Below are 9,522 nucleotides of genomic sequence, written 5' to 3'. Positions count from 1 at the left end.
CCGGACAGGGGCCGGGCGGCTGATCGGGCGAGGCCGGACGCGGGAGCGGCGAGACCCGGCGGGAGGCCGGGCGAAGGGGCCGGGCGGGAGGCCCGGCGAGGGGCGGGCGAAGGGCCGGAAGAGGGGGCGGGCACCGTAATGGGCATCCGATTTCGGCTGCTATGGTCTGATGGAAAGACCCGAAGGGGAGTAGTCCCAATCGCGTGATCGACATGCTGGCGCCTCAGGGCGCCCGGTCGCGCGGGCCCCGGATCCCGCCGTTCGGCGCGGTTCCGTGGCGGACGAGACCTTCGGCCTGGCAGGCACTCATCGATGCCGCCGGGCCGAAGCCGTGCCCGGAACTCCCCGGGTGCTCCCCTTCCGCCCGGCCGCACGCGCGGGAAGGGCACCCTCGTTGGAAGCGTTCTGGATCAGCCTTGTTGTGATCTTCGTGGCCGAGCTGGGCGACAAGAGCCAGCTCATGGCGATGACCTTCGCCACCCGGTTCAGGGCGTGGCCGGTCCTCGCCGGGATCACCATCGCCACCACCGTGGTCCACCTGGTCAGTGTCGGCGTGGGCGGGCTGGCCGGTGATCTCCTCCCCACCACCGCGATCACGGTCGTCGCCGGGCTCGCCTTCCTCGGCTTCGCCCTGTGGACGCTGCGCGGGGACGAGCTGACCGACGAGGAGGCCGCCAAGGCCCAGAAGGCCCAGCGCACCGTACGGTCGGCGATCATCGCCGTGACCGTCGCCTTCTTCCTGGCCGAGCTGGGGGACAAGACCATGCTGGCGACCATCACGCTCGCCACCCAGCACGGTTGGCTCGGCACCTGGATCGGCTCGACGGTCGGTATGGTCGCCGCCGACGCCCTGGCCATCCTGGTCGGCCGCATGCTCGGCCGGCACCTTCCCGAACGGGTCATCCGGTACGGCGCCGCCGCCGCGTTCGCCGTCTTCGGCGTGATCCTGCTGCTCGAGGCGCTGCTCGCCTGACCGGGGCCGGCACGGCCGCGCGTGCCCGGCGGTGACGGCGCTGACCGGGCGGCCGGGTGACCGGGGCGGCCGGGCGCTCAGGCGATCAGGGTGAGGCGGTGGGCCACGGCGGCGGCCTCGCCCCGGGTGGAGACACCCAGCTTGGCGAGGATGTTGGAGACGTGGACGCTCACGGTCTTGGCCGAGATGAACAGCTCGGCGGCGACCTCGCGGTTGGACCTTCCCAGGGCGACCAGCCGCAGCACCTCCAGCTCGCGCGGGGTCAGCGATGTCTCCCCGTTCCCCGGCCGGTCGGTGAGGGAGATCCCGATCCGGCGGCCGAGCGCCTCCGTCCTGGTGACCAGGGGTCTCGCCGAGAGCGACACGGCGATCGAACGGGCGGTGCGCAACCGGTCCGCGGCGCCGTCGCGGTCGCCGGCGCCCGCCGCGGCCCGCGCGGCGTGGAACAGCGACCGCGCCTGGAGGAAGGGACGGCCCAGCCGCTCCCAGACGGCGGCGGCCGCGTCGTGGTCACGGGCGAGGCCGAGCCGGTAGGCCTCGGCGACCGGACTGTCCACGGTCATCGCGTCCGACACCCTCTCGACGTGGGCGCGCAGCGCGGCCGCCCGCCCGGGCGCGAGATCCTCGGTCGCCTCGCACACCCCGCCGAGCAGGCCGAGCACCCGCCAGCCCAGCATGGGCTTGCTCGTGATCTGCGCCTCCCGGGCGACCCGCTCGGCGACCTCCAGCGCGGCCGGCGGTTCCCCTTCGAGCATGTGCAGGCCGATCTGGAGCCGGACGTTGGCCGTCAGCTCCTGCATGAACTCCTCGGGGACGGTGCCGAAGCCCCCCACCTCGTTCAGGACGGACCTGAGCACCTCGACCTCGCCCCGGGCGATCGCCACGTCCCCGCGGATCCGCAGCAGGTGGTGACGGGTACGCAGGGAGGGGCCCATGGCGAGGATCTGCTCGACCAGCCTGGCGGCCTCGTCGAACCTGCCGAGCGCCTCGAGCGCCTCGGCCCGGTTGGTGGCGATGAACGTGCCCTGGACCCGGTAGCGGCCGTACTCCCTGGCCAGCCGCTCCCCTTCGAGGGCCAGCTCGATCGCCTCGGTGGAACGGCCGATGTTGTTCAGCGCGTCCACGTTGTTGGCGACGGCGCGCAGGACGCTGCGGCCGGAACCGACGCGCTCGCCGATCGCCTGCGCGGTCTTGTTGAGCGCGATCGTGATGTCGAGGCGCCCCGCGATCGAGTGGCCCAGCCCGAGGTTGAGCAGCAGCTCCGCCTCCAGGGCCTTCTCGCCGTGCTCGCGCGCGATCCGCAGCGCCTCCTCGGTGAGCGCCGTGCCCTCCGCCAGCTCGCCGCTGAACATCAGGTACGAGCCCAGCTTGGACAGCACCTCGGCCCGCTCCAGTCCCGGCTCGGGGACCAGCCGTTCGGCGTAGCGGAGGTCGTCCAGCACCCCGGGCCTGCGCCTGGCCTTCTTGAACTGCGCCCGCCGCACGACCAGGTCGGCCACCCGCGCGGGTTCGGCCAGCTCGTCGAGCTCGTCCAGCGCGGCCGTGACGAACCTGCTGCCCCGGTCGGCCTCGCCGCACGCGCTCGCGGCCTCGGCGGCGTGCTCCAGCACCGTGGTGTGGTCCACGCCGATGCGCTCGGCGGCGTCGGGGATCTTGCTCCAGAGGGTGAGCACCCGTTCCAGGAGCTGCATCATCTCGTTGTAGGCGAAGCTCTTGGCGGCCTTGCCCGCGGCCTCCCAGGCGGAGATCAGGGCCCACAGGTCGTCGCGGGCGGAGTACCAGTGGTGGGCGATCTCGATGGCGGCCCTGCCGGGCGGGACCAGCGTGCGGTCGCGGCCGATCTCCTCGGCGAAGCGGGCGTGCAGCCGTACGTGCTCGCCGGGAAGGAGCTCCTCGTGCACGGCCTCGCGGATCAGCGCGTGCCGGAAGAGGTAGTCGTGGCCGTCGGCGACCTGCAGCACGTTGGCCGCGATCGCGGTGCGCAGCGCGTCCTCGAGGTCGACGTCGGACAGGCCGCTGACCGCGGCGAGCAGGGCGTGGCCCACCCGGTTGCCGCCGGCGGCGGCGATGCGCAGCACGCGCTGCGTCTCCTCGGGGAGGCGCTCGACGGAGCCGATGATCAGATCGTGCAGGGAGCTGGGGAAGCCGGCGTCGCCGCCGCACTCCATCAGCGCCTCGACGAAGAGCGGGATGCCCTCGCTGCGCTGGAAGACCCGGTGGACCTGGACGAACTCGGGCGTGGTGCCCAGGATGCCGGCCATCTGGGCCGCGACCTCGTCCTGGGTGAGCCTGGGGAGGTCGATCCGCACGACGTCGTCCAGCCGCCCGAGCTCGGCCAGCACCGGCCGCAGCGGATGCTGGCGGTGCAGCTCGTCGGAGCGGTAGGTGAGGACCATCAGCACCGGCGCGGTGTGGAGGTTCCGGCTCAGGAAGGCGATCAGGTCGCGGCTGGAGCTGTCGGCCCAGTGGACGTCCTCGATGAGGAGGATCACCGGGTGGCGCTCCGCGAGCCGTTCCAGCAGGGCGAGGATCTGCTCGAAGAGCCGCGCGCGGGCGGCCTCGCTCTCGGTGTGGTCGCTCGGCTCGCCGAACTCGGGCAGCAGCCGGGCCAGGTCGCGCGCGCCTCCCTGGGGGAGCATGCTCGCGATCTCCTCGGCGCCGCACTCCCGGACCAACTGGCGGATCACCGCGGTGAACGGGGCGTAGGCCAGGCCCTCGGTCGACAGCTCCACGCAGCCCCCGTTGAGCACGTGGGCGCCGTCGACCGTGGCCCGTTCCGCGAAACACCCGATCAGCCGTGACTTGCCGACGCCCGCCTCACCGCCGAGCAGCACGGTCACCGCCGCGTCCTTCCGGGCCTGCGCGAATGCCTCGGTCAGGTCTGAAAGCTCCCTCTCCCGCCCCACGAAAACGGGACTTACCGCCCGACCCACCATGCCTGCCAGCATGCCATGCCTTAAAGGTGTGATCTTCCTATTTTTTCGCTCGGCGGAACCGGTGGTTCAGGGGGGTGGTGAGGCCCGGCCGGGCGAACGGGGCGGCCGGGCTCCTGAACCGGGGTCACGCCGGAACGGTCCTGCCGAAGAGGCCCGGGCGGCGCTTCTCGGGGGAGCGGGCCTTCCTGTCCTCCAGCACCTCGCGGGCGCGGCGGTGGTCACCGGCCTCCCGGCGGAGTTCGGCGGTCCGGTGGGCGATCATCTGAAGCTGGATCTCGGGTCCCATGGGGTTCCTCCCTGGTACGGCGCCCCGTGGCGCGCTTTCCTCACAGACTCAAGACTCCTCCTAAGGCCCCCGGTCCCGCATCGGGAGGATGTCCTATCCGCGGGCGCTTCCCGCCCCGGCACCGTCTAGGGATGCTCGGCCCGCACGGGGGGCCACGGAATGTGCCGGCTGGGTGACACCGGGGTGGGGATTGTATTTTTACGCACGTTCCAATGGCGGCTCCGGGAGACCATAACGCATAATTCCGAATTAATCGGTTATGTAGGTTGAAGTTAGCCTTTGTTATAATTTAAATACGTGAGCTCCTGCGGGGTGACATGGAGTTTCGACTGCTGGGACCACCGGAGGTTCGCGGCCCGGCCGGCCGAGCGTGGTTTCGGGGGCACCGTCAACGCGCGGTGTTCGCCACTCTGGCACTGAACGCCAACCGGGTCGTGGCGGTCGACCGGCTGGTCGACGTCGTGTGGGGGGACCACCCGCCGCCGACCGCGCAGGCACAGATCCACAAGACCGTGTCGGCGCTGCGGCAGGTGCTGGACGATCCGGTGGCCGCGGGCGAGCGGATCAACACGCTGTCCTCGGGATACATGCTGCGCGCCGAGCCGGGCGAGATCGACGTCGGGCTCTTCGAGCAGGGGGTCCGGCAGGCCTCGTCCGCCGTCGCGACGGGCGACCTGATCGGGGCCGTCGTCTTCTTCCGCGACGCCCTGGCCCGCTGGTCCGGCCGGGCGATCGACGGCGTTCCCGGGCTCGCCGCGGAGGCCACCCATCTGGAGGAGCGACGGCTGGCCGCGCTGGAGAAGTGCGCGCACGTCGAGCTGATGCTCGACAGGTACGCGGAGGTCGCGGCCGAGCTGGAGCAACTGGTCGCCGCCCATCCGCTGCGCGAACGGCTGCGGGTGCTGCAGATGATCGCCCTGTACGGGTGCGGCCGCCGGGCGGAGGCGCTGTGGGCGTTCCGCGACACCCGCGTTCTCCTGAACAGGGATCTGGGCATCAACCCGGGCCCGGAACTGCGTGACGTCGAGCACGCCATCCTGACCGAGGTGCCGGTGACCCGGATACTGCCCGCGCCATGCTGAGGCGTGGGTCAGGCGCGGCCGTCGTGATCGCCACGATAGCCGTGGTCGCCGCGGGCACGGCCCTGGTGGCCGTACGGCGCCGGTATCTGGTCGTCACGGTCAGCGGTGCCAGCATGGAACCGGCCCTCTTCGACGGCGACCGGGTTCTGGTGCGCGCGGGGGCCGCCCGGACGCCGCGCAGGGGTGACGTGGTGGTCCTGTGGACGCCGTCGTTCCAGGCGGGCCGGGACGCGCCGCCACCGGGTGCGGCCCCCGCGCGAGACGGCCGGAGCATCAAGCGGGTGGTCGCGGTACCGGGTGACCCTCTGCCACCGGCCGCCGCGGAGGCCTGCGGCCGGCCGGCGGGAACCCCGGTCCCGGCCGGCCGCCTGGTGGTCCTCGGGGACGCGCGGCACAGTTACGACTCCAGATCCTGGGGCTTCCTGCCGGTCGAGCGCCTGGTCGGTGTCGTGGTGCGGCGTCTGGCCGCGTACCGCCGGTGGTGACGCCGGTAGGGACGCGGTAGCGATCCGGTAGGGATGCGGTAGGGGCATTTGGTTCGCTCGCCGGGAACCGTGGTCCGCAGATCGTCGGGGGTGACGGCCGCCACGGATCCCGCGCTCGTTCGACCGGGCGGGCGAGGTGGCCGATCCGTTAGGAGAACCATGATCGGAAAGATGAACTCCCTGGGCGACAGGCTGCTCGAACTGCTCCTGCCGAGCACCAGGGCCGACGCGGCCGCGCTGTGCCGGGGCAGGTACATGGGCTACTGGAGCGGTTGCGAGCACTACTGCTACCGCAACGGCGACCGCACGACGAAGTACAAGTGGTGCAACAGAACGTCGGGATGCCAGATCGAGTGCTACGACTGCTGTAACTGATCTCCACGACGTACGGCGGTGACGAGACGGGGTGAACGGCACCGGCCGGCCGCGCGCGTCCGGTGCGCGACGCGACATCCGTGACCGTCACCGTCGTGGTGGCCGGTGCCGTCCCCCGTGTCGGTGACGGCACCGGCCCGCCTCCACGCGGGGCGGTGGTCGCCGTGGCCGCCGCGCCCGTGATCGTCGCCGGGGTCCCGTTCACCGGCGACCTCGCGTCACTGCTCGCGCCGGCCTTCGGGCCGGCCTGTTCCTGAGAGGAATCCAGAGTGCCGTTTCTGATCGCGGCGGTGGTGTTCGTCGGGCTCCTGTGTCTCGTCGATCTGGTGCTCACGATGGCGGTGATCCGCCGGTTGCGGGATCACACCCAACAGCTCGCGGCACTGCGGAGCGGCGATCCGGCCCAGTCGCTGCTGCGGGAGGGGACGCCGCTTCCCGCGTTCACCGCCGAGTCGGTCGACGGCGAGACGATCGACAGCCAGGCGGCGCCCCCGGAGGTCCTGGCCCTGCTCTCCACCGAATGCGTGGTCTGCCTGGACGAGATGCCGAACCTCGTCCGGTTCCTCGGAGACCGGGGCGTCGGCCGTTCCGCCGCGATCGTGGCGATCGTCGGGGACGACACCCCCAAGGCCGGGGAACTCGTCGAGGGGCTGCGCCCGGTCGCGCGGGTGATCCGCCAGCCCTGGGACGGCCCGATCGAGAAGGCGTTCCAGGCGAAGCTCTTCCCCAACTTCTACCTCGTCTCCGGCGGAGTCGTGCGGGTCGCCTCCATCTCCGTGGCGAACCTGGACCGGCCGGTTCCGGCGTGATCCGTGGCGTCCGAGGCCGCGTGCGGAACCGCGTGCGAGGCCGTGGATCCGGTTCGGCCCCGGGCAGGCCGGACCGGATCCACAGCGCGGAGGCCGGGACGCTCCGGGAGCGGGCCGTCGCCGCGTGGGCACTGGTCTGGCGATCCGGTCCGAAGCTGCTGCTCGGCTCCGTCACGATGGCGCTGCTCGCGGGCACCTGGCCCGTCGCGGGCGCCTGGCTCACCAAACTGCTCCTCGACGAGCTGAACGCCCCGCGGCGCGACCAGGGGCTGCTCATCACGCTGGCGGCCGGACTGGCCGTCACCGGCCTGCTGACCGCCGCCCTTCCCCATCTCGGCCGCTACCTCGACGCCCAGTTGCGCCGCCGGATCGATCTGGTCGCCCGCGACGAGCTGTTCGCCGCGGTGAACCGGTTCGTCGGACTGAACCGCTTCGAGACCCCGTCCTTCCACGACCGGCTGCGGCTGGCCGAGCAGGCGGGGCAGACGGCGGCCATCCAGATCGTCCTACCGGCGATCTCCCTGCTGCGGGTGGCCGTCACGGTCGGCGGCTTCGTCGTCACGCTGACCCTGCTGAGCCCGGTCATGACCGTCGTGGTGCTGCTCACCGCGGTTCCGACGGTCCTCGCCGAACTGTTCCTGAGCAGGCTCAGGGCGGGCACGATGTGGCGGATCAGCCCGCTCGGCCGCCGGACCGTCTTCTACGGCCGGCTGCTGACCAGCCTCGACTTCGCCAAGGAGGTCCGCCTGTTCGGGCTCGGCGACTTCCTCCGGCGGCGGCTGATGACCGACGTGCGAGCGGCCCAGGAGAGCGAACGCGCCGTCGACGTGCGCGAGCTGAAGGTCCAGACGTGGCTCAGCGTGCTCGGCGCGGCGACCGCGGGCGCCGGGCTGATCTGGGTGGTGGCGGGCACGGCCGGCGGCCTGCTGTCGATCGGCGACGTGGCCGTGTTCATCGCCGCCGTGGCCGGGGTGCAGCTGGGTCTCGCGGAGTTCGTCGGGTCCCTCGGCGGGATGTACGAGGCCCTGCTGATGTTCGGCCACTACCGCGAGGTGGTGCGGGCCGCACCCGATCTTCCGGTTCCGGACAGGCCCGCGAGGGCCGTGCCGCTGAGGCGCGGGATCGAGCTGCGGGACGTGTGGTTCCGCTATGACGACGCGCACCCCTGGGTGCTGCGCGGGGTCGATCTCTTCCTGCCCCACGGCGCCGCACTGGCCCTGGTCGGCCTCAACGGGTCCGGCAAGTCGACACTGGTCAAGCTGCTCTGCCGGTTCTACGACCCGCAGCGGGGCGCGGTGCTCTGGGACGGGGTGGACATTCGCGAGATCGCCCCGGCGGAGCTGCGGGAGCGGATGGCGGCCGTCTTCCAGGACTGCGTCGCCTACGACTTCACCGCCGCGGAGAACATCGGCGTCGGCGACGTCTCCGCCATGTCCGACCGGGAGCGGATCCGTACCGCCGCCTCCCTGTCCGGGATCGACGAGGCGCTCGAGAACCTCCCGCGCGGCTACGACACGATGCTGAGCCGCACCTTCCTCGATCCGGGCGAGGACGACCCGGAGACGGGCGTCCTGCTCTCCGGCGGGCAGTGGCAGCGGATCGCGCTCGCCCGCGCCTACCTGAGACAGGACCGCGACCTGGTCATCCTGGACGAGCCGAGCGCGGGGCTGGACGCGAGGGCCGAGCACGACCTGCACACCGATCTGCGCCGGCACAGGTCCGGGCGGACCAGCCTGCTGATCTCCCACCGGCTCAGCGCCGTGCGTGAGGCGGATCTCATCGTGGTCCTCGCCGGCGGGCGCGTCGTGGAGCGGGGCACGCACGCCGAGCTGATGGCGGGCGAGGGAGAGTACGCCCGGCTGTTCGCCCTGCAGGCGGAGGGGTACCGGATCGAGGGGCCCGCGCCCCTGGCGGAGACGCACGCGCCGCCCAGGCCCTGAGCGCCGTCTCCCCGGGCGAACCGATCACGCCGGGCGGACGGTGCGAGCCACCCGTGCCGGGCCCGCCGTCGCCCCGTGCCGGGCCCGTTGCGCGTCGCCGGGCGAGAGGCCGTCCCGGGAACGGAGGGACCGAGCCGGACGAGGCCCGCAACGGCGTGAGGCCCAGCCGCCGGGAGGATGGCGACCGGGCTCCCTGGCCGGGCTCACGTCGAGATGATCTTTCCGAAGAGGCTCCGGCGGCGCTTGGCGAAGGAGGACTCACGCCGGGTCTGGGCCTCAAGGGCGCGGCGGTGGCCGGCCGCCTCCGCGCGGAACCTGGCCGCTCTCTCGTCGATCAACTGGAGCTGCATCTCGGGACCCATGGGGGGTTCCTCTCTGCTCGGTGCCTGTCGGCGCTTTCCTTACAGACTCCAGATTCGTCCTAAGGCCCCCCGTCCCGCATCGGGAGGATGTCCTATCTCCGGGGGCGACGCGGCCGAGAACCCCCTTAGGAGGGTGGGGGCCGCCTTAGGGGACCCCGTGCCCTACGCCGGCCCCCGCTGCCCTCCGTCGGATTCCCGTGCTCCACGTCGGCCCGCCGTGCCTCCGCCCCCGGCCCGCCGGGACCTTCACGCCGGTTCCCGGACGGTCCTCACG

The 9,522-nt window shown here is 72.3% G+C and carries 10 protein-coding genes; 7 read left to right on the top strand and 3 right to left on the bottom strand.

Going from position 1 to position 9,522, the window contains the following annotated elements:
- The first annotated feature begins 394 nt into the window (after window positions 1–394).
- On the top strand, window positions 395–973 hold the full coding sequence (locus AB0G16_RS29105) for a TMEM165/GDT1 family protein (protein WP_362811810.1): 579 nt from the start codon (window positions 395–397) through the stop codon (window positions 971–973).
- Window positions 974–1,050: 77 nt separating this feature from the next.
- On the opposite strand, the gene AB0G16_RS29100 is transcribed toward AB0G16_RS29105, so the two are convergent.
- Both AB0G16_RS29100 and AB0G16_RS29095 read right to left on the bottom strand, forming a co-directional pair.
- A complete protein-coding gene (locus AB0G16_RS29100) occupies window positions 1,051–3,909 on the bottom strand; it encodes an AAA family ATPase (protein ID WP_362811807.1) in 2,859 nt (952 codons plus the stop codon).
- A gap of 124 nt (window positions 3,910–4,033) precedes the next feature.
- On the bottom strand, window positions 4,034–4,195 hold the full coding sequence (locus tag AB0G16_RS29095; RefSeq protein WP_362811804.1) for a hypothetical protein: 162 nt from the start codon (window positions 4,193–4,195) through the stop codon (window positions 4,034–4,036).
- Between the two features lie 398 nt (window positions 4,196–4,593).
- Between AB0G16_RS29095 and AB0G16_RS29090 the strand changes: the two genes are divergently transcribed.
- The 6 genes from AB0G16_RS29090 to AB0G16_RS29065 all read left to right on the top strand — a co-directional run bounded on the left by AB0G16_RS29090 (window position 4,594) and on the right by AB0G16_RS29065 (window position 8,886).
- Complete coding sequence (locus AB0G16_RS29090; protein WP_362811801.1) at window positions 4,594–5,277, top strand: AfsR/SARP family transcriptional regulator; 684 nt, start codon at window positions 4,594–4,596, stop codon at window positions 5,275–5,277.
- Window positions 5,271–5,762: a S26 family signal peptidase gene (locus AB0G16_RS29085; RefSeq protein WP_362811798.1), complete on the top strand. Its 492-nt coding sequence runs from the start codon at window positions 5,271–5,273 to the stop codon at window positions 5,760–5,762. The genes AB0G16_RS29090 and AB0G16_RS29085 overlap by 7 nt, the downstream gene beginning before the upstream one ends.
- Before the next feature lie 159 nt (window positions 5,763–5,921).
- Window positions 5,922–6,137: a hypothetical protein gene (locus AB0G16_RS29080; RefSeq protein ID WP_362811795.1), complete on the top strand. Its 216-nt coding sequence runs from the start codon at window positions 5,922–5,924 to the stop codon at window positions 6,135–6,137.
- 80 nt (window positions 6,138–6,217) lie between these two features.
- Window positions 6,218–6,394, top strand: coding sequence for a hypothetical protein (locus AB0G16_RS29075; protein ID WP_362811792.1), 177 nt, complete (start codon window positions 6,218–6,220; stop codon window positions 6,392–6,394).
- Between the two features lie 12 nt (window positions 6,395–6,406).
- A complete protein-coding gene (locus tag AB0G16_RS29070) occupies window positions 6,407–6,946 on the top strand; it encodes a hypothetical protein (protein WP_362811789.1) in 540 nt (179 codons plus the stop codon).
- A 32-nt stretch (window positions 6,947–6,978) separates the two neighbouring features.
- Window positions 6,979–8,886 (top strand): ABC transporter ATP-binding protein, encoded by a 1,908-nt coding sequence (locus AB0G16_RS29065; protein WP_362811787.1) that lies wholly within the window; start codon window positions 6,979–6,981, stop codon window positions 8,884–8,886.
- Window positions 8,887–9,089: 203 nt separating this feature from the next.
- Here AB0G16_RS29065 and AB0G16_RS29060 read toward each other — a convergent pair whose 3' ends face one another.
- On the bottom strand, window positions 9,090–9,248 hold the full coding sequence (locus AB0G16_RS29060; protein WP_362811784.1) for a hypothetical protein: 159 nt from the start codon (window positions 9,246–9,248) through the stop codon (window positions 9,090–9,092).
- Between the last annotated feature and the right edge of the window lie 274 nt (window positions 9,249–9,522).

The sequence above is a fragment of the Streptosporangium sp. NPDC023615 genome, from assembly GCF_040640155.1.
Taxonomy (GTDB): Bacteria; Actinomycetota; Actinomycetes; order Streptosporangiales; family Streptosporangiaceae; genus Streptosporangium.
This window is presented reverse-complemented; position numbering and strand designations above follow the sequence as displayed.